This window comes from Clostridium sp. D43t1_170807_H7 (assembly GCF_015555905.1).
Classification (GTDB): Bacteria; Bacillota; Clostridia; order Clostridiales; family Clostridiaceae; genus Clostridium.
The window spans coordinates 13,990-38,750 of sequence record NZ_JADNLK010000018.1 but is presented as its reverse complement, the minus strand read 5'-3'; the positions used below and the strand labels follow the sequence as shown (position 1 = coordinate 38,750).

Below are 24,761 nucleotides of genomic sequence, written 5' to 3'. Positions count from 1 at the left end.
ATGATAAAAATAAGGTGGAGAATTTTGTATGGAAATTAAATTGGTTTTGAGTGGATTAAACTGTGCTAACTGTGCTAATAAAATAGAAACTAAAGTTAATAAAATAAGTGGAATAAAAAACGCCTCATTAAATTTTTCAACAACAGTATTAACAGTAGAGTTTGATAAAAAAGAAGAAAAAAATAATATAATAAATGAAATTAAATCAATAGTTAAAAAATTAGAACCCCATGTTAAAGTAATTGAAAAGTTAGATAATAAGGATATAAGTGTTAGTAAAGTAGAATGTACTAGTAGCTGTTGCGTTGATAGTGATGAACATGGAAATCATGATGGAGATCATAATAGTCATACTCATGAATTAAAAAAAGATAATAATGGATTTTTACAATATATTAGGGATAACCTATTATTAATAATTGGTGCAATAGTTTATATTATTGCATTAGCTTATAAAAGTAATGAAAATTTATTATCACTTATTTTGTTTGGAGTAAGTTATTTGATAATAGGTGGAGAAGTAATATTAAGTGCTATTAAGAATATTATTAGAGGAGAGGTTTTTGATGAGAATTTCTTAATGAGTATTGCTACAATAGGAGCATTCTTTATTGGGGAATATCCAGAAGCTGTTGCAGTTATGTTGTTCTATCAAATAGGAGAAGTATTTCAAGGATATGCAGTAAATAGATCAAGAAAATCAATATCTTCTCTTATGAATATAAGAGCTGACTATGCAAATGTTTTGAGAGATGGTAAAGAGATTAAAGTATCACCAGAGGAAGTATTGATAGGGGAATTTATTGTTGTTAAACCAGGAGAAAGAGTGCCTTTAGATGGAACTATTTTAGAAGGAACAAGTTTTATAGATACCTCTGCATTGACTGGGGAATCAGTACCACGTGAAGTTACAATTGGAAATGAAATATTATCAGGTTCAATAAATAATAATGGTGTTTTAAAGGTTAAAGTAGATAAGGAATTTGGAGAATCAACAGTTGCTAGAATTTTAGAATTAGTAGAAAATGCATCTAATAAAAAAGCTCCAACAGAAAAGTTTATAACTAAGTTTGCAAAAATTTATACCCCAATAGTAGTTACAATTGCAGCATTAGTAGCTATAATACCGCCTATGATAATTAAAGATGCCACTTTTTCGGATTGGATTTATAAAGCACTTTCTATATTAGTTGTATCTTGTCCTTGTGCTTTAGTTGTTTCAATTCCATTAGGGTTTTTCTCAGGAATAGGGGCAGCTTCTAAAAAAGGTATTTTAGTTAAGGGAGGAAATTATTTAGAGGCACTTAAAGATAGTGAAATAGTAGTATTTGATAAGACTGGAACTTTAACAAAGGGTATTTTTGAAGTGACTGAAATAAATGCTAAAAATATAAGTAAAGAAGAATTATTAGAAATTACTGCTATGGGAGAATCACATTCAAATCATCCAATTGCAATATCAATAGCAAAGGCTTATGGAAAAGAAGTTAATAAGGATGAAATAAAAGACTATAAAGAAATTTCAGGACATGGAATAGAAGTAACTATAAGAAAAAATGATGTTTTACTTGGAAATAGTAAATTAATGAAGATTAACAATATAGGTTATGATGATATAGATTCTATTGGAACAATAGTTCATGTTGCTATTAATGGTGAGTATAAAGGAAATATAGTTATTTCAGATGAAATAAAGGGAAATGTAAAAGAAGCATTAGTTGAATTAAAAGAAGTTGGAATAAAGAAGACTATAATGCTTACAGGTGACAATAGAAGTGTTGCTGATAAGGTGGCAAAGGATATAGGAATAGATGAAGTATATTCAGAACTTTTACCTGGAGATAAGGTAAGTAAAGTAGAAGAGATATTAAATAAGAGAAGATCAAAAGGAAAAGTATTATTTGTTGGAGATGGAATAAATGATGCTCCAGTTTTAGCAAGAGCTGATATAGGAGTCGCTATGGGTGGAATAGGTTCAGATGCAGCAATAGAAGCAGCTGATGTTGTTTTAATGAAAGATAAGATTGAGGAGATATCAGAAGCTATAAGGGTATCTAGAAGAACTAATAAAATTTTATGGCAAAATATAATATTTTCACTAGGTGTTAAGATTATAGTAATGTTATTAGTTGTATTAGGTTTAACAAATATGTGGGCTGCAGTTTTTGCTGATGTAGGAGTAACATTAATAGCTGTCTTAAATTCAATGAGAATAATTCGATAAATATTGACAAAGAATAGCACCTTGATTATAATAGAATAAGTCGAGAACATTTTAGGCGTAAGGGCATAGCATACAAGATCACTTTGATTCTTGTATATAAGTCAGATAGTCCATAATATCTGACTTTGCTTCTATACGAGACTTATGTATAACTGATCTGCTAAGTTATACATAAGTCTCTATTTTTTAAAATAGTAAAAACATTTACAAATCTTTAAAGAATTTTCATACATAAAAATTAATAAAATTAAATAAAATGGGAAAAACTAAATTTGGAAATTATAATAAAAAATTTTTACTTATATATTAAAATATAGAAAAAAAACAAAAAGTATGTTATTATATTATCAAAGTTGGATTATAATAGGAATATTATTGAAGTGTATTAAGGAGATTCATATACTATGGAGAAAAAGAAAAATGTTTCTATGGCAGTAATTAAAAGATTACCAAAATACCATAGATATTTGAAAGAGCTAATGAGAAATGATGTAGATAGAATTTCATCTAAAGAGTTAGGTGAAAAAATTGGATTTACAGCATCTCAAATAAGACAAGATTTAAATAATTTTGGTGACTTTGGACAACAAGGATACGGATATAATGTAAAAGAATTATATAAACAAATAAGTTTAATTTTAGGATTAGATAAAGAATATACAGGAGTAATAATTGGTGCAGGTAATTTAGGTCAGGCAATTGCTAACTATAATAGATTTTCTGAGTTAGGTTTATCTATTGAGTGCATTTTTGATGCTAATCCAAAGCTTGTAGGAATGAGAATAAGAGATATTGAAATTAGAGATATAGATACCTTAGCTGAATTTTTACAAGAAAATAACGTAGATATTGGGATTATATGTGTTCCAAGAATTAATGCACAAAAGGTTAGTGATATGTTAGTTAAGGGTGGAATAAAAGGTATTTGGAATTTTGCACCTGTAGATTTAGTTGTACCTGAGGATGTTAAAGTAGAAAATGTTCATCTATCAGAAAGTTTATTAACTTTAGTATATTTAATGAAAGATAATTAAAATAGTTGTTGCTTATGGCAACAACTATTTTTTATTTCTAAATTTTATTTTCTAACTTTGTCAATAAGTATACAATGGAAAATAAAGTTGAAAAAAAGAGCTAGAAAACGTATTCTAAGAAAAAGATTGAAAAAATGTAATTTATATACTAATTAAGAAAATATTGATTGCAAATGATAAATTTAGATATTATAATTATAAGTGAGTTATGATTATTCAGAATCTTCTAACCAAAGAGGAAACAAAGAAGGAGAAATATGAGAGTTTTTTTGAGGTTCTTTGTTAATTATCTAACAATAAAATGGGTATTTATGGTATTGATGGGTATGATGGGAGGAGAATTTATGGAGATTAAAAATGTTATTTTAGATGAAGAGTTAAAAAATGTAACTCTTGAAAAAGAAGGGAATTTAGCAATTATAACAATAAACAGACCGAAAGCATTGAATGCATTAAATTCAGATACTTTAAAAGATTTAGATTTAGCTATAACAAATATTGAGAATGATAGCAATGTTTATTGTGTAATACTTACAGGATCGGGAGAAAAATCTTTTGTTGCTGGGGCAGATATAGCTGAAATGAAAGATCTAGATTCTAAAGCTGGAGAGGAATTTGGTCTTTTAGGTAATAGAGTATTTAGAAGATTAGAAAATTTAGACAAGCCAGTTATAGCTGCAATATCAGGATTTGCTTTAGGGGGAGGTTGTGAACTTGCTATGGCATGTGACATAAGAATAGCTTCAGAAAAGGCGAAGTTTGCTCAACCAGAAGCTGGCCTTGGAATTACACCAGGATTTGGGGGAACTCAAAGATTACCTAGAATAGTTGGTTTAGGTAAGGCTAAAGAACTAATTTATACTTGTGCAATGATTAATGCCGAGGAGGCTTTAAGAATTGGCTTAGTTAATAAAATTGTACCGTTAGAAAATTTAATGGAAGAAGCTAAAAAAATGGCAGCTACAATTTGTGCTAATGCGCCAATAGCAGTTAAGCTTTGTAAGGATGCTATTAATAGAGGTATCCAAGTAGATATAGATAAAGCTATTGAAATTGAAGCAGAGGATTTTGGTAAGTGCTTTGATTCAGAAGACCAAGTTGAAGGAATGACTGCATTCTTAGAAAGAAGAGAAAAGAATTTCCAAAATAAATAGTTATTTAATTAAATTTAAATATATAAGCAAGTGTATTATACACATAAATGAGGGTATTGCAGGGAGGTAAAAAGGCAATGAATTTTGGATTAACTAGAGAACAAGAGTTAGTGAGACAAATGGTAAGAGAATTTGCAGTTAATGAAGTAAAACCAATAGCTGCAGAAATAGATGAAACAGAAAGATTTCCAATGGAGAATGTGAAGAAGATGGCTGAATTAGGAATGATGGGTATACCATTTCCTAAAGAATTCGGTGGAGCTGGTGGAGATGTATTATCATATATCATCACTGTTGAAGAATTATCAAAAGTTTGTGGAACAACAGGTGTTATTGTTTCAGCTCATACTTCACTTTGTGCTTCATTAATATATGAAAACGGAACTCCGGCACAAAAAGAAAAGTATTTAGTGCCACTTGCTAAAGGTGAAAAGATTGGTGCTTTTGGTTTAACTGAACCAGGTGCAGGTACAGATGCTGCAGGGCAACAAACTACAGCTGTATTAGATGGAGATAATTATATTTTAAATGGTTCTAAAATATTCATCACAAACGGTGGTGTTGCTGATACTTTCATAGTATTTGCTATGACTGATAAGTCGCAAGGAACTAGAGGAATATCAGCTTTCATAGTTGAAAAAGACTTCCCTGGATTCTCAATTGGTAAGAAAGAAGAAAAGTTAGGAATTAGAGCATCTTCTACAACTGAGCTTATATTTGAAAACTGTATAGTTCCAAAAGAAAATCTAATTGGTAAAGAAGGTAAAGGATTTAGTATAGCAATGAAAACCCTTGATGGGGGAAGAATTGGTATAGCTGCTCAAGCTTTAGGAATTGCAGAAGGAGCTTATGAAGAATCTGTTAAATATATGAAAGAAAGAAAACAATTTGGTAGATCTTTATCAGCATTCCAAGGATTGCAATGGATGATTGCAGAAATGGAAACAAAAATTGAAGCGGCTAAGTTATTAGTATATAAAGCTGCATGGCTTAAACAAAATAAGCTTCCATATTCAGTAGATGCTGCTAAGGCAAAATTATTTGCTGCTGAAGTTGCGATGGATGTAACAACTAAGGCTGTTCAACTTCATGGTGGATATGGATATACTAAGGAATATCCAGTTGAAAGAATGATGAGAGATGCTAAGATAACTGAAATCTATGAAGGAACTTCTGAAGTTCAAAAGATGGTTATTGCAGGCGCTGCATTAAGATAAGAGGAGGCTTTAATAATGAAGATAGTAGTTTGTTTAAAACAAGTACCAGATACAACTGTTGTAAAAATTGATCCAAAAACAGGAACTCTTATAAGAGATGGTGTTCCTTCAATAATAAATCCAGAAGATAAACATGCTTTAGAAGCAGCATTACAATTAAAAGACAATTATGGGGCACACGTGACTGTAATTAGCATGGGACCTCCTCAAGCAAAGAATGCATTAAGAGAAGCTTTATGTATGGGAGCTGACGAAGCTATACTTTTAACTGATAGAGCATTTGGAGGAGCTGATACATTAGCAACTTCAAAAGCAATTGCAGCAGCAATTAAAGAATTAGAATACGATATAATTTTTGCTGGAAGACAAGCTATTGATGGAGATACTGCACAAGTTGGACCAGAAATAGCAGAGCATTTAAATGTTCCTCAAGTAACATATGTACAAGATGTTAAGGTTGAGGAAGATGGACTAATAGTTAATAGAGCATTAGAGGATGGATATGAATTAATAAAAGTTCAAACTCCAGTTCTTTTAACAGCAATTGAGGAATTAAATAATCCAAGATATATGAACGTTCAATATATATTTGATACAGTAAATAAAGAAGTAAAAATGATGACTGCAGCAGATATTGATGTACCAGTTGAAGAACTAGGGTTAAAGGGTTCACCAACAAAGGTTAAAAAGTCAATGACTAAAGAAGCTAAGGGCGCAGGAGAAATTGTTAAAGAATCAGCTCCAGAAGCAGTAGCATATGTTTTAGGAAAGTTAAAAGAAAAACACTATATCTAAGATAGTAGGAGGGTAATTGGAGATGAATATGGCAGAATATAATGGCGTTTGGGTATTCGCTGAACAAAGAAATGGTGAATTACAAAAGGTTTCTTTAGAAATATTAGGAGAAGGTAGAAGATTAGCAGATGAGTTAGGAGTTAATCTTACTGCTGTATTATTAGGAAATAATGTAGCTTGTTTAGCTGATATTTTAGGTGAACATGGTGCTGATGAAATACTAGTAGCTGAACATGAAGAATTAGAAAATTATACGACAGATGGATATACAAAAGTTCTTTGTGATTTAGCAAATGAAAGAAAGCCAGGTATATTATTTATTGGAGCTACTTTCATAGGTAGAGATTTAGGACCAAGAGTTGCAGCTAGACTTTCAACAGGATTAACAGCGGATTGTACATCTTTAGAAGTAGATGTTACTAATGGAGATTTACTTGCAACAAGACCTGCATTTGGTGGTAATTTAATGGCAACAATTGCTTGTCCAAACCACAGACCACAAATGGCGACTGTAAGGCCAGGAGTATTCTCAAAGTTAACTGAAAAGAAAGAGAATTATAATATAGAAAAAGTTGATGTTCATTTAGAAGCATCAGATATTAGAACTACAGTTTTAGAAGTAGTTAAAGCTAATAAAGATATTGTTGATATCGGAGAAGCTAAATTTATAGTTGCTGGTGGTAGAGGAGTTGGAAGCAAAGAAAACTTCGGATTATTACAAGAGTTAGCAACTGTTTTAGGTGGAGTTGTTGGTGCATCAAGAGGTGCTGTAGATAAAGGTTGGATAGAAAGAGATTATCAAGTAGGACAAACTGGTAAAACTGTAAGGCCAACAATCTATATTGCTTGTGGTATTTCAGGGGCAATTCAACATGTTGCTGGTATGCAAGAATCAGATATGATAATAGCTATTAATAAAGATGAAAGTGCTCCAATTATGAAAGTTGCTGATTATGCTATAGTTGGTGATTTAAATAAGGTTATACCAGAAATGATAAATAAACTAAAAGAATCTGTAGAAACTGAAGAACCGTTAGTTTGTAGAATTTAGTATAGTATGGGTTAAATGGTATTAAATATAAACTTATATAAATAAAAGATCAGATATTTTAGAATTGATAAAGTGAAAAATTAATAAGTACTTATTTGAAGTAAAATATGTTTAAAATTCTAAATTCTAATTTCTATGTTAATAACTAATAATGAGTTGCTTTTAGTTTTTCGCTTAATAAAGGAGAGAGGTTATAATGGAAAAGATTTTTGTTTTAGGTGCAGGAACTATGGGTGCTGGAATAGTTCAAGCTTTTGCTCAAAAAGGTTATGAAGTTATAGTTAGAGATATAAAGGATGAATTTGTTGAAAGAGGACTTACTGGAATTAACAAGAACTTATCTAAATTAGTTTCTAAGGGAAAAATGACAGAGGAAACTAAGGAAGATATATTATCTAGAATTTCAGGAACTACTGATATGAATTTAGCTGCAGATTGTGACTTAGTTGTTGAAGCTGCAATTGAAAATATGAAAATTAAAAAAGAAATATTTGCGGAGTTAGATAAGATTTGTAAACCAGAAACTATTTTAGCTTCAAATACTTCTTCTTTATCAATAACAGAGGTTGCTTCAGCAACTGGTAGACCAGAAAAGGTTATAGGAATGCATTTCTTTAATCCAGCTCCAGTAATGAAGCTTGTTGAAATTATAAGAGGTATGGCTACTTCACAAGAGACTTTTGATGCTGTTAAAGAGTTATCTTTAGCAATTGGTAAAGAACCAGTAGAGGTTGCAGAAGCACCAGGATTTGTAGTTAATAGAATACTTATTCCAATGATTAACGAAGCTTCATTTATTCTTCAAGAAGGAATTGCATCAGTTGAAGATATAGATACAGCTATGAAATTTGGTGCAAATCACCCAATGGGACCTTTAGCATTAGGAGATTTAATTGGATTAGATGTTTGTTTAGCTATCATGGATGTTTTATATAATGAAACAGGAGATAATAAATATAGAGCTAGTAGCACTTTAAGAAAGTATGTTAGAGCAGGATGGTTAGGTAGAAAAACTGGAAGAGGATTCTACAACTATAATGCTTAATTGAAGTTATAAAAGTGAAGCTTAAAAGTTAAGCTTTGTAACTTTAAATTATAAAAAATACAATTAGGACTTAAAAGGATAAATGTTCTTTTAAGTTGTTGAAATATTTGCTTATATGTTTAAAAAAATAGAGAATTAGTAATCTGAGTTTTAGATATTTCTAAGAAAATGTTTATTTAAGTATGCTGTTATAAAATATTTGGATTTTAATATACTTAAAAAGAATAAAACGAAAAATGCGCTTTAATTTAACACTAAGAGGTAACTGCTGACGGGTAGTTACCTCTTAGTGTTTTATGATATAATTGTGATAAAATTTTATGATGTTTATATACATCAAGGAGGAATTTAGGTATGGAAGAAAGTAGTAAGAGAGTGTTTAATTTTTATGGAGAAATAGAAATACCACAGTCATTAATGTCTTTTGTAGGTAGAAATGAACAAGCTTTATTTGCTGTAAAGACTGTTAGGGATGCAGCATTATTTACAGATAAAAAAGTATTAATATGTGATAAACAAGGGATTACTGGAAAAAAAACTGAGTATTATGCAATACCTTATAATAAAATAGTAACTTATGCAATAGAAACAGCAGGACATTTTGATATTGATTCTGAAATTAAGTTATTCCTAACAGGGGGAATAGAAATAGAGATGCAATTCTTAAGAGGAAAAAATATGGATCAACTGCTTAGAAAGGTATTTAACCTTATAAATGAATATGCAACTTTATAAGTAGATAAGGATTTATTTAGAGGGAGAGACTGATTAAATGTTATTAGAAACTACAATGAAATATTATGATAAAAAGTATGATTTAAATTGTGCCGAATGTATACTTTTAGCTACTAATGAAGTTTATGATTTAAATCTTTCAAAACAAACTTTAATGACAATGGCATCATTTGGTGGAGGAATGACTATAGGTAGTGTTTGTGGTGCAGCAACGGGAGCTATAGCAGCATTAGGAGTAATGTTTACTACAGAAAGGGGACATCAAAGTCCTCATGTTAGAGAAATGACTTCAAAATTTTTAAATGAATTTAATTATAGAATGAATACTTTAGATTGTATTACTCTAAAGGAGAAGTATTATGAAAATGAAACAAGATGTTCTAAAATGATGAGAGTATCGGCTGAAGTATTAGAAAATATAATTGAAGAATATAAAAATGTATATTCAATTAATAGATAAGAAGATTTAATAATTATTATAAATTTAAGATTATAATCTATATCTATTAGAATAATTAATTGTATTTCATAAATAAGCCATTATAGTTAGGGGGTAGAAACTATAATGGTTTATTTTATAATAAATTTTAAAGTTTATATTATTAAAACATTGAAAAAGAAAGTCATTTAATATAGCATTAAAGATATAAATTATTAATTAATAATATTTATCTTTAGAATATAAAGATAAAAGTTTTGAAACAATAGAAGTATAAATGATAAAAGTCCGTTAGTGTCATAATGAGGTGAAAAAATGAATTATACAAATATAATAGAAAAAGAAAATTCAATAATACTAGAAAATGTTAAAGATTTTAATATAAAGCAAATATTAGAGTGTGGGCAATGTTTTAGATGGGAAAGAATTACTGATACAAATTACATAATTGTTGCATATAGAAGAGTTATAGAGGTGGTCCAAGAAGGAAGTACAGTAACAATTCTTAATACTAATATGAAAGATTTTGATGAAATATGGAAAGATTACTTTGATTTAAATGTGAATTATGAAGAGGTAAAAGAAGAATTATCAAAAGATGAGCTTTTAAAGAAAAGTGTTGAATTTGGTTATGGTATAAGAATATTAAATCAAGATCCTTTCGAAATGTTAATAAGTTTCATAATATCTGCAAGAAATAGTATTCCTTCAATAATGAAAACTATTAAAAAGATATCTGAAAGATGGGGAGATAAAATTGAATACAAGGGAAATATATACTATGCATTTCCAACTCCAGAACAATTAAAAGAAGCAACTTTAGAAGAAATAAAAGAAACAGGAGCATCTTTCAGAAGTAAATACATAATAGATACTATATCAAAAGTTAATGCTGCAATTGAAGCTAAAAAGAGTGGAACTTTAAATGAAGAATTAAAACAATTTGATTTAGAATATATTAAATCGTTACCTGTTGATGAGTGTCATAAGGCACTTCAAAATTTTATGGGGGTAGGAGCTAAGGTTGCAGATTGTATAATGTTATTTTCAATGAGTAAACATTCAGCCTTCCCTGTTGATGTATGGATAAAAAGAGCAATGATTCATTTTTATTTAGCACCAGATGTATCATTAAATAAAATAAGAGTTTTTGGTAGAGAGAAATTTGGAGAACTTGCAGGACTTGCTCAACAATATTTATTCTATTATGCAAGAGAAAACAATATTAAAGTTGAATAGTTATATTTAGAGAAAATCACTAGAAAACTAATTTTAGTTTTAGTTTATAAAGAATATACACAATGATGAGTTAAAATGGGCTTATTATTGTGTATTATTTTTTGTACAAATTAACAGATTAAAAGTGAGAATATATTTAATATAAGATGGAGAATATAAAGGGAAAAGAGTAGAATTTAATATATTAAGGGAGAGTATTATGAACATAAGAAATAAATTAATATCTATTATATCAAGTGTATTAGTTTTGAATTTACTTTTCACTGGATGTAGCGGTGTAGTAGATAAAGTTGTATCTAGTAGAGGAGTAATTGATTACGAAGAACAGTTAAGTACTGAAGCAGGTAAAAATCCTGAAAAATTAGATATAGAAAGTATAATGGAAGAACTTACATCAGATGAATACTTATCTAGAGTTGTTGGAACTGATGAGAATACTCGATCAGCGGAATTTATAAAAAATTACTTTGAGGCTATAGGTTTAGATCCATTTAATGATGGTAGTTTTTATCATGAGGTTTATTTAAATAAAGAAATGAGATCTATATTTAATCCTAATGAAGAGAATGATAATAATGTAAATAATATAATTGGAGTAATAAAGGGCAAAGATAGTTCTAAAGCAGTTGTAATTTCAGCTCATTTTGATCATGTTACTGTAAGAGAAAAGTTAGAAGAGTCATCTAATAGTAGTGAATCTTCTCAAATAAAAGTAACAAAAATTCAAGGTGCCATTGATAATGCTTCTGGAATATCAGTATTGCTTGAGTCAGCAAAAGACTTAGTTAAATATTATAAAGAAGAGAAACCAGAACATGATATAATTTTTGCTGCTTTTAATGCAGAAGAATTAGGTTTAATAGGCAGTTCAAAATTTGTAGAAGATTTTAAAGACAGTTATGAAGATTGGTATAATATAAATATTGATTGTGTAGGTATCAAAAGCAATGAAGGTTTAGCAGTTAAAAATACTAATCCATTATGTCAAGAATTATATGATGATTTTATAGAAGTATTAGATGAGGATAAAGTTTATTATGAAATGGTTCCATATGCTAGAAATGAGGAAGGTAGAATTGTAGGTAGTAGTGACCATATGTCATTTAGAAAAGGAAATGATGCATCTTTAGTAATTGGTCAAGATGGAATAGTCGGTATTGTTCATAGTAAAGAAGATAATATGTCTATAGTTGATTTTGAATTAATAGATAATATTAAGGATGCTTTAGTTGATTTTATAATAAAGAGTGAGAATAAAGTTTATTAGAGTTTTAGATTTAATGAGTCTTATGAATTTGTATTTCATAAGGCTTTTTTATATATAAATAGTAAAAAAATGTTTAAATTTTTTATCAAATAACTGATTATTATATTAAAAAATATGTCTCATAATGTAAAAAAATTAGGTAAATGAAATCATCAGAAAATTATGAAAGGTTGGTTACTGATGGTAAAATATTGTATAATTAGAAGTGGTATACAGGTGAAAGGGAGTGGTGATATGTTTAAGTTCGAAACCCAGCTTAAAAAATTAAAGCATGAGGTATTAACAGAGGTTGCAAGGCTTGCTAAAGATAATAATATTACTTTAGAAAGTATTGAAAAAGTTCCATATGAGGTTATTAAGGGAGATATAGCACAATATAGATGTTGTGTTTATAAGGAAAGAGCTATAGTTTTAGAAAGAGCCAAGCTTGCGGCTGGATATTTAGCTAATGGTGATAATGCAGAAGAATCACTAATTGATATTAGACCAGATGAGCAAATTATTTATGTTATAGAAGCAGCTTGTGATAGATGCCCTATAAATAAATTTAATGTAACAGATTCATGTAGAAATTGTATTGCACATAGATGTCAAGGAGCATGTAATTTTGGAGCTATAACAATTGTTAATGGACGAGCATATATAAATCAAGAATTATGTAAAGAGTGTGGAGGATGTAAAAAAGCATGTCCTTATGATGCAATATCAGAGGTTATGAGACCATGTAAAAGAGCATGTCCAACAGGGGCCTTAGATATAAATCCAGATGATAGAAGGGCTATGATTAAAGAAAAAATGTGTGTTAATTGTGGTTCATGTATGAGAGCATGTCCGTTTGGAGCTATTTCAGATAAGAGTTTAATAGTTCCAGTTGCTAAGAGATTAGGAAGAAAGAGAAAAATGTATGCAGTAGTTGCACCTGCTATAACAGGACAATTTGGACCAACTATGAATTATGGAAAAGTTAGAAATGCTATTAAAGCCCTTGGATTCGAAGATATGATAGAAGCAGCATTAGGAGCCGATGCAGTTACAGTTCATGAAGCTAATGAATTTGTGAAAAGGATGGAAAATGGGGATAAATATATGACAAACTCATGTTGTCCAGGTTTCTTAAGTTTTATTGAAAAAGTTAATCCAACTGAAAAAGAGAGAATTTCTGGAACAGTTTCTCCAATGGTTGCAGCTGCTAGATTTATTAAGAAAAACGATCCAGAAGCAAAAGTTGTATTTATAGGACCTTGTACAGCTAAGAAGGGGGAAGCAGTTAGAATAGGAATAGCCGATGCTGTTGATTATGTATTAACTTTTGAAGAATTACTTGCTTTATTTGAAGCATTTGATGTTAATCCATTTCAATGTGAAGAAGAAAATGTTAATGATGCATCTGTATTTGGAAGAGGATTTGGTGCAGCTGGTGGATTAACAGCAGCTATTAAGAATTATGTACAAGATTCAGGAGTACAGGTTGAGTTTAAGTCAGTTCAAGTATCAGGACTTGATTGTAAAAAGACAATGATGCTTGCTAAAATGGGAAAATTACCTGGAAACTTTATTGAAGGTATGATGTGTGAAGGCGGATGTATTAATGGAGCAGGAACAATAGTACCACCACTTAGGGCAAAAGCAGCATTTACTAAAATAAATAATGGAACAACTATTAAGGCAGTTCTTAAAAATGAAACTCTTGATAAATTTGAGGATGTCAATTTGGAAAGATAAATAATTTTCTTAGAGAAAAGGGAAATTTGAAAAATTATAACTAGCTATGAGTTTAGAAATTTTAAAGTAAATTCATAGCTTTTATATATGAAATAAAATATTATCTTATATATAGAAAAACATTAGAAAAATAATGGAAAACAAAGTAAAGTGAAAATAAATTAGAATAATTAGTAATATTTGACCTTAGTAAGGTAATAATATAGAAAGTAATTGTTGAAAGATTGCAACTAAAATTATATTATAAATATAAAGATGTTAGCACTCTAATGAAGTGAGTGCTAATAATGAAAATATAGGAGGGTTTATTTATGAATATAAAGCCATTAGGTGATAGAGTGGTAATACAAAAATTAGAGGCTGAAACAACTACAAAGAGTGGAATACTTTTAACAGGAACAGCAAAGGAGCAACCACAAGAAGCAAAGGTTGTTGCAATAGGACCTGGGGCAATGGTAGAAGGCAAGAGAGTTCCTATGGACGTAGAAGTTGGAAATAAGGTATTATATTCTAAATATGCAGGGACAGACGTAAAGGTTGACGGTGAAGAATATATAATTTTAAAACAAGATGATATATTAGCAATAGTAGAATAGTTGGGAGGTAAAATATTATGGCAAAAATGATTCAATTTGGTGAAGAAGCTAGAAGAGCAATGCAAGTTGGTGTTGATAAATTAGCAGATACAGTTAAGGTTACTTTAGGACCTAAAGGTAGAAATGTAGTTTTAGATAAGAAGTTTGGTTCACCACTTATAACTAATGATGGTGTTTCAATTGCAAGGGAAATAGAATTAGAAGATCCATATGAAAATATGGGAGCTCAGTTAGTTAAGGAAGTTGCAACAAAGACTAATGATGTTGCAGGTGACGGTACTACTACAGCTACTCTTTTAGCTCAAGCTATTATAAGAGAAGGTTTAAAAAATGTAACAGCTGGTGCAAATCCAATGTTACTTAGAAATGGTATAAGAACAGCTGTAGATACAGCAGTTAAAGAAATATTAGAAATATCTAAACCTGTTAGCGGTAAAGAGGATATAGCTAGAGTTGCAGCTATTTCAGCAGCTGATTATGAAATAGGTCAACTTATTTCAGATGCTATGGAAAAGGTAGGTAACGAAGGCGTTATCACTGTTGAAGAATCTAAATCAATGGGTACTGAATTAGATGTTGTTGAAGGTATGCAATTTGATAGAGGATATGTTTCTGCTTACATGGTAACAGATACAGAAAAAATGGAAGCCCTATTAGATAATCCACTTATCTTAATAACTGATAAGAAGATTACAAACATACAAGAAATATTACCTGTATTAGAGCAAATTGTTCAAGCAGGTAAGAAGTTATTAATAATTGCTGAAGATATTGAAGGAGAAGCAATGGCTACATTAGTAGTTAATAAATTAAGAGGAACATTCAATTGTGTTGCTGTTAAGGCTCCTGGATTTGGTGATAGAAGAAAAGAAATGCTTCAAGATATAGCTATTTTAACAGGTGGTCAAGTAATTTCTGAAGAATTAGGAAGAGATTTAAAAGAAACTACTTTAGATATGTTAGGCCAAGCAGAAAGTGTTAAAATAACTAAAGACAATACTACTATTGTAAATGGTAGAGGAGATAGTAATGCTATTAAGGAAAGAGTTAATCAAATAAGAAGTCAAATAGAAGAAACTACTTCTGAATTTGATAAAGAAAAATTACAAGAAAGATTAGCTAAGCTTTCTGGTGGAGTTGCAGTAATAAAAGTTGGTGCTGCTACAGAAACAGAACTTAAAGAAAGAAAGCTTAGAATTGAAGATGCTTTAGCTGCTACTAAGGCTGCAGTTGAAGAAGGTATAGTACCAGGTGGTGGAACTGCTTATGTTAATGTAATTAACAAAGTTGCAGAATTAAAATCAGATGTTGCTGATACACAAGTTGGTATAAATATCATAGTTAGAGCATTAGAAGAACCAATGAGACAAATAGCTACTAATGCAGGAGTTGAAGGTTCTGTAATTATAGAAAGAATTAAAAATTCTGAGGCTGGAATGGGATACGATGCATTACATGATGAATATGTAAATATGCTTAAGGTTGGAATAGTTGATCCAACTAAGGTTACAAGAAGTGCACTTCAAAATGCAGCATCTGTAGCATCAACATTCTTAACAACAGAAGCAGCTGTTGTTGATATTCCACAAAAAGAAGCTCCAATGCCAGGTGCACCAGGAATGGGTGGAATGGATGGAATGTACTAATTAAGTGCAAAAGTAAATAATATTTATAATTGTATATAAATAAGGAGGATTCAGATTTGGATCCTCTTTTTATTTCAGTATAAGGATTTAGATTGCATATATTATAATAAATTATAGAAAATAAAACCAAATAATGGTATAATGACTAAATTAAGAATTAGTTAATATTACTTAATTAACAATATTATTAATTAAGTAATATTTTATTATGTTAAGGAGTAATAATTGAAATGATTTTAGTAATATTATTAGGATTAATTATAGGGAGCTTTTTAAATGTCTGCATATATAGGATTGTTAGAGAAGAATCAATATCTTTTCCACAGTCACAATGTATAAGTTGTGGATATAATTTAAAGCTTAAAGATTTGATACCTATTTTTAGTTATATATTTTCAGGTGGTAGATGTAGGAAATGTAAGGAGAAGATATCTATAAAATATCCATTAATTGAAGCTTTAAACGCATGTTTGTATTTATTGATTTATCTTAAATTTGGATTTACGGTAGATTGCTTTAAGTTCTGCTTATTTGCATCATTATTAATAGTAATAGGCTTTATTGATCTTGAAACTAAATATGTTTATAACTCAACAGTTATATTTGGTGTAATAGCAGGAGTATTATTTCTTGCTTTGGAGTGCATAGAAACTAAATCAATACCTTGGGATTATGTAGCTGGTGGATTTATTGGATTTGGAGTTATATATCTTATAGTTATTTTAACGCATGGTATGGGTGAAGGGGATATTGATATTGCATTGATTTGTGGATTGTTTTTGGGAATTAAAGGTATTATAGTTACTTTATTTATAGCTATAATTCTTGGCGGAATTGTAGCTGGTTTCATTTTAATTTTTAAACTTAAGGATAAAGAATCTGAAATAGCCTTTGGACCTTATTTAGCAATTGGTGGAATAATAGCATGCCTTTATGGAAGTTCACTAATAGAAATGTATTTTAAAAGCTTTTAGTATGGTATTAAATCAAATAATAAAAATATAGGATTATTAAAATAAATCTTTAAAGAGATAAAATAATAAGATTAGATTTAATTTTAAAAAATGAAAAAAATAAATTTATTATAAAGTAGAAATTGTCATAAATTAAATATTAATAATAATTAAATATAAAATAATGAGAATTAAATTTTATGATAAAAATATTTTATTATATAGAAAAATATATTATTGATATTTTTTAATTAAAATTGATGTATTGACAACCTATATTGTATAAACTATAATAATAAAAAGCAAAAAAACACGAATAATAAAACAACTCATATAAACCCTGAATATGGCAGGGTGTTTCTACTGAAAACCTTAAATTTTCATCTATGAGTGAATTTAATATATTTACCTAAACACGAATAATGTGTAAAGCAAAAGCATATTAATGTTCACTTATAGATAGCGGACTTAATATGCTTATTTTTATTTAGCTGGCTCCAAGATAACTAAATAAGAATTGCGTTTAGCACATACATAAAAACATAAATAATAATGATAGGAGAGATTAAGTATGGCAAGAATATTAAAAACAGCTTACACATTTGATGATGTATTATTAGTACCAAATAAATCAGAAGTTTTACCACATCAAGTTAGTTTAAGAACTCAATTAACAAAAACAATAACATTAAATATTCCATTAATGAGTGCAAGTATGGATACAGTTACTGAATCGAAAATGGCTATAGCTATGGCTAGAGAAGGTGGAATCGGAATTATTCATAAAAATATGCCAATAGAAGACCAAGCAAGAGAAGTTGATAGAGTTAAAAGACAAGAAAATGGAGTAATTACAGATCCAATATTCTTAAATGAAGACCATACTGTAAGAGAAGCATTAGACTTAATGGCTCAATATAGAATCTCAGGAGTTCCAGTAACAAGAGGAACTCAATTAGTTGGTATCATAACTAACAGAGACATAGTTTTTGAAACAAACTACGATAAAATGGTTTCAGATGTTATGACAAAAAGTCCTTTAGTAACAGCTCCAGAAGGAACTACTTTAGAGGAAGCTTTAGAAATATTAAAGGCTCATAAGATTGAAAAATTACCTTTAGTTGATGGAAATAACAATTTAAAAGGTCTTATAACAATTAAGGATATAGAAAAAGTTAGAGCATATCCAAATGCAGCAAAAGATTCAAGAGGAAGACTTCTTTGTGGAGCATCTGTTGGTATAACTAACGATATGATGGATAGAGTTGATGCTTTAGTTAAAGCTCAAGTTGACGTTATTACATTAGATACAGCACACGGTCATTCAAAAGGAGTTATTGAAGGAGTTAAGAAGATAAAAGCTAAGTATCCAGAACTTCAAATAATTGCTGGTAATGTTGCAACTGCAGAAGCTACAAAAGATTTAGCAGAAGCTGGAGCAGACTGTGTAAAAGTTGGTATTGGACCAGGATCTATTTGTACAACAAGAATAGTTGCAGGGGTAGGTGTTCCTCAATTAACTGCAGTTATGGATTGTGCTGAAGAAGGAAGAAAATATGGAGTGCCAGTAATTGCCGACGGTGGACTTAAATATTCAGGAGATATAGTTAAAGCTTTAGCTGGTGGAGCTTGTGCTTGTATGATGGGATCAATGCTTGCAGGATGTGAAGAAGCACCAGGAGAAATGGAAATATATCAAGGAAGAAGCTATAAGGTTTATAGAGGAATGGGATCTTTAGGAGCTATGGAAAAAGGTTCATCTGATAGATATTTCCAAAATGGAACTAAGAAATTTGTTCCAGAAGGTGTTGAAGGTAGAGTTGCTTATAAAGGTGTAGTAGCAGATACTTTATATCAATTAATTGGTGGAATAAGATCTGGTATGGGATACCTTGGAGCGGCGACTTTAGAAGATTTATATGAAAATGCAGGATTTGTTGTTCAAACTGCATCAGGAATAAGAGAAAGTCATCCACATGATATAAATATTACTAAAGAAGCACCAAATTATAGTGTTAGAGAATAATTTGAAGTTGATAAATAGATGATAGTTAAGGTAATTCAGAAATGAATTTAAACCTTGACTGTTATCTCATAGTTATAAATGAATAAATATAATTCTATTTTTGTTGAAAAATGTATAATTTTACGAGATAATTAAAGAAAAAACATTAGGAGGATTCTAATGAATAGAGAATTAGTATTAGTACTTGACTTTGGTGGTCAATATAACCAATTAATTGCAAGAAGAGTTAGAGAGTGCAATGTATATTGTGAGGTTCATCCTTATAATTTAAGCGTAGAAAAGATAAAAGAAATGAATCCAAAGGGAATAATCTTCACTGGTGGACCAAACAGTGTATATGGTGAAAATTCTCCGTTATGTGATAAAGAAATATTTGAATTAGGAATACCTGTACTTGGTATTTGTTATGGTTCACAACTTATGGCACATGTTCTTGGAGGAAGTGTTGCTACTGCTCCAGTAAGTGAATATGGTAAAACAGTAGTAAAGGTTGATAATGAATCAAAATTATTTGTTGATGTACATGAAACAACAATTTGTTGGATGAGTCATACTGACTATATAGAAAAATATCCAGAAGGATTTAAAATAATAGGTAATACTCCAGTTTGTCCAGTAGCAGCTATGGAATGTGAAGAAAAGAACCTTTATGCAGTTCAATTCCACCCAGAAGTTATGCATACTGTAGAAGGAACTAAGATGTTATCAAACTTTGTTTATAACATTTGTAAATGTTCAGGAGACTGGAAAATGGATTCATTTGTTGAAAAGACAATTGAAGAAATAAGAGAAAAAGTAGGAAATGGTAAGGCACTATGTGCATTATCAGGTGGAGTTGATTCATCTGTTGCAGCAGTACTTTTATCAAAAGCAATTGGTAAGCAATTAACTTGCGTATTTGTTGACCATGGTCTACTTAGAAAAGATGAAGGTGATGAAGTTGAAGCTATATTTGGGCCAGAAGGACAATATGATTTAAACTTCATAAGAGTAAATGCTCAAGAAAGATTCTATGAAAAGTTAGCTGGAGTAGAGGATCCAGAAACTAAGAGAAAAATTATAGGTGAAGAGTTTATAAGAGTATTTGAAGAGGAAGCTAAGAAAATTGGAGCTGTAGACTTTTTAGTTCAAGGTACAATTTATCCAGATATAATTGAAAGTGGATTAGGTGAATCTGCAGTTATTAAATCTCACCATAATGTTGGAGGGCTTCCTGACTACGTTGATTTTAAAGAAATAATCGAACCATTAAGATTATTATTTAAAGATGAAGTTAGAAAAGCTGGTTTAGAACTTGGAATACCAGAAAAATTAGTATATAGACAGCCATTCCCAGGACCAGGGCTTGGTATTAGAATAATTGGAGAAGTAACTGCTGAAAAGGTAAGAATAGTTCAAGATGCGGATGCAATTTACAGAGAAGAAATCGCTAAAGCAGGATTAGATAAATCTATTGGACAATACTTTGCAGCTTTAACTAATATGAGATCAGTTGGAGTTATGGGTGATGAAAGAACTTATGATTATGCAATTGCTCTAAGAGCAGTAACTACAAGTGACTTCATGACAGCTGAATCAGCAGATCTTCCATGGGAAGTTCTTGGAAAAGTAACAACTAGAATAGTAAATGAAGTTAATGGTGTTAACAGAGTAATGTACGATTGTACAGGAAAACCACCAGCAACTATTGAATTTGAATAAAAAAATCGCTACAAACCTGTATTTTTACAGGAATGTAGCGATTTTTTTTGTTATGGAATTATAATGGTGTTATTATGTTTATATAAATAATAATTAATATAAATAGATTAAAATTTGAATAAAATCATTGGAAAAAAATGTATAAAGCGATTATAATAAATGTTGAATATTATTAGAAAAATTATACATGTAGAATCATTATATTATATAATTATAGATTACATTAAGGAGAATACTATGAATAATATTTTAAAAAAGTTGGGGTTTGCGCTAGTAATTGGTGTGGTTATAGTTAGAGTATGTTATTTAACAAATATTAGACTGAGTAACTTAGAGAAAGATGATGAGAGTGTTAGTGTAAATAGTAGTGGTAGTGAAGTTTTATTGGCCAATACAGAGAAGAAAAAATTAGAATATGAAGATATGGAAAGTGATTATAAGGAAATAGAAAGATTAGAAAATATATTAAATAATGAGTATTTTATTTTAATTAATAGGGAGAATAAATTAACTGAGGATTATATTCCGAGTAATTTGAAAAAGTGTGAAGCAAAATTTTTGGATTATGTTCAAGATAATAATTTAGAGAATGCTGCAGCAGATGCAGTAAAGAAAATGTTTGATGCAGCAGCGAAAGATGGTATTTCATTGGTTGGAGTATCAGGGTATAGAAGTTATGGTATACAGAAGGGATTATATTATACTAGGATGAAGCAAAATGGAAAGGAGAGAACTCGTGCTTATACTGCAGAGCCAGGTGCTTCAGAACACCAAAGTGGACTAGCTATAGACATTTTGTGTGATGAGTATTTAACCTTAGATGAAGGTTTTGAAAATACGGATGCATTTAGATGGCTTAATGAAAATTGCTATAAGTATGGATTCATATTGAGATACTTAAAGGGTAAGGAGGATATAACAGGATATAATTATGAGCCTTGGCATTTTAGATATATTGGTAATGAAGAAGTGGCTGAAGATATAATGAATAGAGGATTAACTTTTGAGGAATATATAAATGAAGTGGAAAATAAAATTGATGATTTAAAAAAACTAAATTAAAGTAAAAAAAATGTTTTCAATAACCATAAATGGTATAATATGGTATAATTATTGTGTAACTAGATATAAATTGGGAGGGGTACATTTATGGGGAAAAGTGTTAAAGAAAGACTAGATGAAACTATTAAGCGTGATAAACGAGAGATCGCTGAAGAGGATAATAAGATGGGGATAAAAGGGAATAAGGAAACTAATGTAGAAGATTTTATGAATAAAAAAATTAAAGAGATGATGGATGATGGGGAACAAGAGTTAGAAGATGATGATGAATATGATGAATTTGAAGAAGAGCTTGAAGAAGAATCACCTAATGGGAAAAAAATAATTGTAATTCTTTTAGTATTAATAATATCACTTTCAACAATATTAGTATTATGGAGTAATGGATATGAAATTGTTAATTTTGCATTTAATAAAGTAAGTGAAATTAATGAGAATAAAAATTCAAAAAAGGAAAATACAGTGATAGAAAATGAAGTTACAGAAAATTCCAATAGTGCAGTATCACATATGGATTTAACTCAATGTTATGATATAGTACATCATATGGCTAATACTATAATAATAGCAGATGATGGGCAAATATGGGGACAAAATGAAATTACTAGAGAGGCTGTTACTCAAATGGTTAATGAACTAAAAGGCCAAGATGATTATCTTTCAGATGAATTAAAAAAGTGGTTAGAATTGGATTTTTCAAATGGTGTTGAAGTGCATAATTATGTGTGGAATAAGCTTGGTGGAAATGTAGGGAAAGCCAAGGCATTAAATGAAGAAAAGGTTGAGCAAGTAATTAAAGTAATGACAGAATAATTTATTAAATTAATTATTGTTAAAATTGTTAGTATAAGAAAAATTATGATATAATAAAGCTTGTTAAAAATCCCACATTATTTGGAGGTATGAAAATGAAAAATGGTTTAAGTTTAGATTTATCAAAAGTTCAACCATATGCGTCTTTAAGTGAATTAGATAAGATGGAAGGTATGGTTAAGTGGGCTCACGATACAGTTCATGAGGGTACAGGAGCTGGTAATGACTTTTTAGGATGGGTTGATCTACCAGTTAATTATGACAAAGAAGAATTTGCAAGAATACAAGCTGCTGCTAAAAAAATTCAATCAAATTCAGACGTTTTAGTTGTTATAGGTATAGGTGGTTCATATCTTGGAGCAAGAGCTGCTATAGAAATGTTAACAAATAACTTCTATAATATGCTACCAAACAATAAGAGAAAGACTCCAAAAATATTCTTTGTTGGAAATAATATAAGTTCAACATATATAACAGAATTATTTGAAGCTATCGAAGGATTAGATGTATCTGTTAATGTTATATCTAAGTCAGGTACTACAACTGAACCTGCAATAGCATTTAGATTATTCAAAGACTTCATGGAAAAGAAATATGGAGTTGAAGGAGCAAAAGAAAGAATATTTGCTACTACAGATAAAGAAAGAGGAGCTTTAAAAGGTTTAGCTGATCAAATGGGTTACGAAACTTTTGTTGTTCCAGATAATGTTGGAGGAAGATTCTCTGTTTTAACTGCAGTTGGATTATTACCAATCGCGGCTGCTGGAGTAAATATTGAAGAAATAATGCAAGGAGCTGCTGATGCAAGAGAAATTTACTCTAATCCTTCATTAAAAGAAAATGCTTGTTATCAATATGCTGCTATGAGAAATGCTTTATACAATAAAGGTAAAGCTGTAGAAGTATTAGTTAACTATGAGCCATCTTTACACTACTTCAATGAATGGTGGAAGCAATTATATGGAGAATCAGAAGGTAAGGATCAAAAGGGTATATTCCCAGCAGCAGTTGATTTCTCAACTGACTTACATTCAATGGGACAATTCATCCAAGATGGTAATAGAATAATGTTTGAAACAGTTCTTAATGTAGAAAAGGCTACTAAAGAAATAATCATAGAAGCTTCTGAAAATGATGCCGATGGATTAAACTTCTTAGCAGGAAAAACTGTTGACTTCGTTAATAAGAAAGCATTCCAAGGAACTTTATTAGCTCATAATGATGGTGGAGTACCAAATATGGTATTAAATATTCCTGAGTTAAACCCATACTACTTTGGACAATTAGTTTATTTCTTCGAAAAAGCTTGCGGAATAAGTGGATACTTATTAGGAGTAAATCCATTTGACCAACCAGGAGTTGAAGCATACAAGAAGAACATGTTTGCTTTACTTGGTAAGCCAGGTTATGAAGATTTAAAAGCTGAATTAGAATCTAGATTAAAATAATTATTTTACAATATGAAAATTATAGTTGATGGAGATGCCTGTCCAGGTATCTCCATTATTACAAAGATAGCAAAAGAGTATGAGTTAGACCTTATAATTTATTGTGATATTCATCATTACATAACAGTAGACTATGGAGAAGTTAGAGTTGTTGATAGTGGATTTCAAAGTGTTGATATGAAAGTAGTAAATGAATGTACTAGTGATGATATTATAGTTTCTCAGGATTATGGAGTTGCTGCTATTTGCTTAGGTAGAAAAGCTGCTGTAATTAGTCCTAAAGGATATATCTACACAAATGAAAACATTGGAGCAATGTTAGAACAAAGGCATTTATCCCAAAAGATAAGACGGGGTGGAGGAAAAACTCCTAATGCTAAGAAAAGAACTATAGAAGATGATAAGAGATTACAAAAAAATTTAATATATTTGGTGAAGGATAAAAATATAGAATAAACTGTAGAAATATATCTATAGTTTGTTCTTTTTTTTATATATATTAGACAAATTTCAGTTTTTATTTTGAAAAGGAAATAGTATAATTGAAATAGAAAATTATGTAAATAATGGTTAATTTGAGTATATATAATATGG

21 protein-coding genes and 1 riboswitch are annotated in these 24,761 nt (G+C 29.8%); all 21 genes read left to right on the top strand.

Annotation, left to right across the window (positions count from 1 at the left end):
* Window positions 1-28: 28 nt before the first annotated feature.
* Complete coding sequence (locus I2E98_RS11835) at window positions 29-2,224, top strand: heavy metal translocating P-type ATPase (RefSeq protein WP_195469104.1); 2,196 nt, start codon at window positions 29-31, stop codon at window positions 2,222-2,224.
* 404 nt (window positions 2,225-2,628) lie between these two features.
* Window positions 2,629-3,258 carry a redox-sensing transcriptional repressor Rex gene (locus I2E98_RS11830; RefSeq protein WP_195469103.1) on the top strand — a complete coding sequence of 210 codons (630 nt, stop codon included), beginning with the start codon at window positions 2,629-2,631 and terminating at the stop codon, window positions 3,256-3,258.
* 344 nt (window positions 3,259-3,602) lie between these two features.
* On the top strand, window positions 3,603-4,412 hold the full coding sequence (locus tag I2E98_RS11825; protein ID WP_195469102.1) for a short-chain-enoyl-CoA hydratase: 810 nt from the start codon (window positions 3,603-3,605) through the stop codon (window positions 4,410-4,412).
* Between the two features lie 77 nt (window positions 4,413-4,489).
* Entirely contained in the window at window positions 4,490-5,629 is a 1,140-nt protein-coding gene (locus I2E98_RS11820) for an acyl-CoA dehydrogenase (protein WP_195469101.1), read from the top strand.
* Between the two features lie 15 nt (window positions 5,630-5,644).
* Entirely contained in the window at window positions 5,645-6,424 is a 780-nt protein-coding gene (locus I2E98_RS11815; protein WP_195469100.1) for an electron transfer flavoprotein subunit beta/FixA family protein, read from the top strand.
* Window positions 6,425-6,446: 22 nt separating this feature from the next.
* Window positions 6,447-7,475: an electron transfer flavoprotein subunit alpha/FixB family protein gene (locus tag I2E98_RS11810; protein WP_195469099.1), complete on the top strand. Its 1,029-nt coding sequence runs from the start codon at window positions 6,447-6,449 to the stop codon at window positions 7,473-7,475.
* A 196-nt stretch (window positions 7,476-7,671) separates the two neighbouring features.
* A complete protein-coding gene (locus I2E98_RS11805; protein ID WP_195469098.1) occupies window positions 7,672-8,520 on the top strand; it encodes a 3-hydroxybutyryl-CoA dehydrogenase in 849 nt (282 codons plus the stop codon).
* A 354-nt stretch (window positions 8,521-8,874) separates the two neighbouring features.
* Window positions 8,875-9,255 (top strand): PH domain-containing protein, encoded by a 381-nt coding sequence (locus I2E98_RS11800; protein ID WP_195469097.1) that lies wholly within the window; start codon window positions 8,875-8,877, stop codon window positions 9,253-9,255.
* A 37-nt stretch (window positions 9,256-9,292) separates the two neighbouring features.
* Entirely contained in the window at window positions 9,293-9,715 is a 423-nt protein-coding gene (locus tag I2E98_RS11795) for a C-GCAxxG-C-C family (seleno)protein (RefSeq protein WP_195469096.1), read from the top strand.
* Between the two features lie 294 nt (window positions 9,716-10,009).
* Window positions 10,010-10,933 carry a DNA-3-methyladenine glycosylase 2 family protein gene (locus tag I2E98_RS11790; protein WP_195469095.1) on the top strand — a complete coding sequence of 308 codons (924 nt, stop codon included), beginning with the start codon at window positions 10,010-10,012 and terminating at the stop codon, window positions 10,931-10,933.
* A gap of 199 nt (window positions 10,934-11,132) precedes the next feature.
* Complete coding sequence (locus tag I2E98_RS11785; protein ID WP_195469094.1) at window positions 11,133-12,200, top strand: M28 family peptidase; 1,068 nt, start codon at window positions 11,133-11,135, stop codon at window positions 12,198-12,200.
* 234 nt (window positions 12,201-12,434) lie between these two features.
* Window positions 12,435-13,922 (top strand): 4Fe-4S dicluster domain-containing protein, encoded by a 1,488-nt coding sequence (locus I2E98_RS11780; protein WP_195469093.1) that lies wholly within the window; start codon window positions 12,435-12,437, stop codon window positions 13,920-13,922.
* Window positions 13,923-14,233: 311 nt separating this feature from the next.
* On the top strand, window positions 14,234-14,518 hold the full coding sequence (gene groES, locus I2E98_RS11775; RefSeq protein WP_133016411.1) for a co-chaperone GroES: 285 nt from the start codon (window positions 14,234-14,236) through the stop codon (window positions 14,516-14,518).
* A 17-nt stretch (window positions 14,519-14,535) separates the two neighbouring features.
* Window positions 14,536-16,164 (top strand): chaperonin GroEL, encoded by a 1,629-nt coding sequence (groL, locus tag I2E98_RS11770; RefSeq protein WP_195469092.1) that lies wholly within the window; start codon window positions 14,536-14,538, stop codon window positions 16,162-16,164.
* A gap of 224 nt (window positions 16,165-16,388) precedes the next feature.
* Window positions 16,389-17,138 (top strand): A24 family peptidase, encoded by a 750-nt coding sequence (locus tag I2E98_RS11765; RefSeq protein WP_195469117.1) that lies wholly within the window; start codon window positions 16,389-16,391, stop codon window positions 17,136-17,138.
* Window positions 17,139-17,426: 288 nt separating this feature from the next.
* Window positions 17,427-17,524: riboswitch (purine riboswitch) on the top strand.
* A 164-nt stretch (window positions 17,525-17,688) separates the two neighbouring features.
* Window positions 17,689-19,143, top strand: coding sequence for an IMP dehydrogenase (gene guaB, locus I2E98_RS11760; RefSeq protein WP_195469091.1), 1,455 nt, complete (start codon window positions 17,689-17,691; stop codon window positions 19,141-19,143).
* A 159-nt stretch (window positions 19,144-19,302) separates the two neighbouring features.
* Window positions 19,303-20,844 carry a glutamine-hydrolyzing GMP synthase gene (guaA, locus tag I2E98_RS11755; RefSeq protein ID WP_195469090.1) on the top strand — a complete coding sequence of 514 codons (1,542 nt, stop codon included), beginning with the start codon at window positions 19,303-19,305 and terminating at the stop codon, window positions 20,842-20,844.
* 237 nt (window positions 20,845-21,081) lie between these two features.
* Window positions 21,082-21,906, top strand: a complete 825-nt coding sequence (locus tag I2E98_RS11750; protein ID WP_195469089.1) for a M15 family metallopeptidase — start codon at window positions 21,082-21,084, stop codon at window positions 21,904-21,906.
* An 87-nt stretch (window positions 21,907-21,993) separates the two neighbouring features.
* The gene (locus I2E98_RS11745; RefSeq protein WP_195469088.1) at window positions 21,994-22,719 is read left to right on the top strand and encodes a DUF6241 domain-containing protein; all 726 of its coding nucleotides are present in this window, start codon (window positions 21,994-21,996) and stop codon (window positions 22,717-22,719) included.
* 95 nt (window positions 22,720-22,814) lie between these two features.
* Window positions 22,815-24,167, top strand: a complete 1,353-nt coding sequence (locus I2E98_RS11740) for a glucose-6-phosphate isomerase (protein WP_195469087.1) — start codon at window positions 22,815-22,817, stop codon at window positions 24,165-24,167.
* Between the two features lie 12 nt (window positions 24,168-24,179).
* On the top strand, window positions 24,180-24,623 hold the full coding sequence (locus I2E98_RS11735) for a YaiI/YqxD family protein (RefSeq protein WP_195469086.1): 444 nt from the start codon (window positions 24,180-24,182) through the stop codon (window positions 24,621-24,623).
* Window positions 24,624-24,761 lie beyond the last annotated feature (138 nt).

What these genes read in the sequence shown, in the direction of transcription:
- I2E98_RS11835 (WP_195469104.1), top strand. Translation starts at nt 29, where the DNA reads ATGGAAATTAAATTGGTTTTGAGTGGATTAAACTGTGCTAACTGTGCT.
- I2E98_RS11830 (WP_195469103.1), top strand. Translation starts at nt 2,629, where the DNA reads ATGGAGAAAAAGAAAAATGTTTCTATGGCAGTAATTAAAAGATTACCA.
- I2E98_RS11825 (WP_195469102.1), top strand. Translation starts at nt 3,603, where the DNA reads ATGGAGATTAAAAATGTTATTTTAGATGAAGAGTTAAAAAATGTAACT.
- I2E98_RS11820 (WP_195469101.1), top strand. Translation starts at nt 4,490, where the DNA reads ATGAATTTTGGATTAACTAGAGAACAAGAGTTAGTGAGACAAATGGTA.
- I2E98_RS11815 (WP_195469100.1), top strand. Translation starts at nt 5,645, where the DNA reads ATGAAGATAGTAGTTTGTTTAAAACAAGTACCAGATACAACTGTTGTA.
- I2E98_RS11810 (WP_195469099.1), top strand. Translation starts at nt 6,447, where the DNA reads ATGAATATGGCAGAATATAATGGCGTTTGGGTATTCGCTGAACAAAGA.
- I2E98_RS11805 (WP_195469098.1), top strand. Translation starts at nt 7,672, where the DNA reads ATGGAAAAGATTTTTGTTTTAGGTGCAGGAACTATGGGTGCTGGAATA.
- I2E98_RS11800 (WP_195469097.1), top strand. Translation starts at nt 8,875, where the DNA reads ATGGAAGAAAGTAGTAAGAGAGTGTTTAATTTTTATGGAGAAATAGAA.
- I2E98_RS11795 (WP_195469096.1), top strand. Translation starts at nt 9,293, where the DNA reads ATGTTATTAGAAACTACAATGAAATATTATGATAAAAAGTATGATTTA.
- I2E98_RS11790 (WP_195469095.1), top strand. Translation starts at nt 10,010, where the DNA reads ATGAATTATACAAATATAATAGAAAAAGAAAATTCAATAATACTAGAA.
- I2E98_RS11785 (WP_195469094.1), top strand. Translation starts at nt 11,133, where the DNA reads ATGAACATAAGAAATAAATTAATATCTATTATATCAAGTGTATTAGTT.
- I2E98_RS11780 (WP_195469093.1), top strand. Translation starts at nt 12,435, where the DNA reads ATGTTTAAGTTCGAAACCCAGCTTAAAAAATTAAAGCATGAGGTATTA.
- groES (WP_133016411.1), top strand. Translation starts at nt 14,234, where the DNA reads ATGAATATAAAGCCATTAGGTGATAGAGTGGTAATACAAAAATTAGAG.
- groL (WP_195469092.1), top strand. Translation starts at nt 14,536, where the DNA reads ATGGCAAAAATGATTCAATTTGGTGAAGAAGCTAGAAGAGCAATGCAA.
- guaB (WP_195469091.1), top strand. Translation starts at nt 17,689, where the DNA reads ATGGCAAGAATATTAAAAACAGCTTACACATTTGATGATGTATTATTA.
- guaA (WP_195469090.1), top strand. Translation starts at nt 19,303, where the DNA reads ATGAATAGAGAATTAGTATTAGTACTTGACTTTGGTGGTCAATATAAC.
- I2E98_RS11750 (WP_195469089.1), top strand. Translation starts at nt 21,082, where the DNA reads ATGAATAATATTTTAAAAAAGTTGGGGTTTGCGCTAGTAATTGGTGTG.
- I2E98_RS11745 (WP_195469088.1), top strand. Translation starts at nt 21,994, where the DNA reads ATGGGGAAAAGTGTTAAAGAAAGACTAGATGAAACTATTAAGCGTGAT.
- I2E98_RS11740 (WP_195469087.1), top strand. Translation starts at nt 22,815, where the DNA reads ATGAAAAATGGTTTAAGTTTAGATTTATCAAAAGTTCAACCATATGCG.
- I2E98_RS11735 (WP_195469086.1), top strand. Translation starts at nt 24,180, where the DNA reads ATGAAAATTATAGTTGATGGAGATGCCTGTCCAGGTATCTCCATTATT.